At 51.4% G+C, this 714-nt stretch carries 1 protein-coding gene; it reads left to right on the top strand.

Features of this window, described 5'->3' with window-relative positions; all coding sequences use genetic code 11:
• Positions 1-77: 77 nt before the first annotated feature.
• The coding region (locus tag PVK71_RS20345) for a DNA circularization N-terminal domain-containing protein (protein ID WP_274421135.1) at positions 78-714 on the top strand (637 nt) is incomplete at its 3' end.

The following is a 714-nucleotide window of genomic DNA, read 5'->3' as shown; positions in this document are numbered from 1 at the left end:
GCCGACGCAAGGCCTGCGCGCGCTCCCCTCGACATAACTATGCGCAATCATGCATACGAGCGGAGAATTAGAGCGCAATGTGGGAAAGAAAGTACGAACAAGGACGATGGAATGGCCTTGAACTTAACATACTCAGTACCGCCATTGATGGCGGTAAGCGACTGCACGTCAGTGATATCCCTTACGCTGAGCTGCCCACCATCAAAGTCATGGGCAGCGCGGCCAGCACTCTCTCGCTTGATGTGGTTCTGGTTGGCACCAACTCTCTGGTGGAGGCTAACGCTCTACTCGCCAATCTAGATAAAAACCCAACGGGAGAGCTCGAACATCCCTGGTTGGGCGAGCTGTCTCTGGTCTTTAAAACGCATTCCTTAAAGATAAACACGAAACGAGGCCTGGTTACCCTTTCTCTTTCCTTTGTGCGCGGGGGTAAATTGCCCGCATTGAGCGTAGTGACGTCATCCAAAGGAGTCCCTTTCGATGCTGTCGCGCAAGCGGATGATGTCATGGTGCTCTCCTCCAACGCATTTGTGAATGATATTAATGCACTAGAGCCCTCGGGCATGGCCCAGTTGCGTACTCGATTTACCAACCTAGTGACAAAACTGCAAAGCATTGCAAGTAAACTCAATGCACCAAGCCAACTTATCTCCTCATTAAATCAAGAGCTGAACAGCGCACTAGAGGCCATCTCAAGCATTGCCAACGCACCAG

Origin of the sequence: Aliivibrio sp. S4MY1 (assembly GCF_028765545.1) — a bacterium.
GTDB lineage: Bacteria > Pseudomonadota > Gammaproteobacteria > Enterobacterales > Vibrionaceae > Aliivibrio.
The sequence above is the reverse complement of the archived record's forward strand: the minus strand, read 5'-3'. Positions and strand labels throughout refer to the sequence as shown.